Source organism: Enterovibrio calviensis DSM 14347 (genome assembly GCF_000621165.1).
Lineage (GTDB): Bacteria > Pseudomonadota > Gammaproteobacteria > Enterobacterales > Vibrionaceae > Enterovibrio > Enterovibrio calviensis.
Map to the genome: position 1 here is coordinate 1 of NZ_KK211219.1, position 268 is coordinate 268.

Annotated in this window: 1 tRNA gene and 1 rRNA gene; both read left to right on the forward strand. The window is 52.6% G+C overall.

Annotated features, from left to right (window positions below):
• Positions 1-83: ribosomal RNA gene (gene rrf, locus Q365_RS27525) — 5S ribosomal RNA — on the forward strand; the annotation flags it as partial.
• Positions 84-149: 66 nt separating this feature from the next.
• Positions 150-226: transfer RNA gene (locus Q365_RS0123900), tRNA-Asp, on the forward strand.
• Positions 227-268: the final 42 nt, after the last annotated feature.

A 268-nucleotide genomic window follows, 5' to 3' on the forward strand; every position in this document is an offset into this window, starting at 1 on the left:
TCCATGCCGAACTCAGTAGTGAAACGTAACAGCGCCGATGGTAGTGTGGGGTCTCCCCATGTGAGAGTAGGACATCGCCAGGCTTCAAATTTAGATACACGTATTGAACGACGGGTATCGGATAGACAGGAAACTGTTTATCACCGTGTGGAGCGGTAGTTCAGTTGGTTAGAATACCGGCCTGTCACGCCGGGGGTCGCGGGTTCGAGTCCCGTCCGCTCCGCCATTTATTAAGAAGCCTCGCTAGTAATAGCGGGGCTTTTTATCG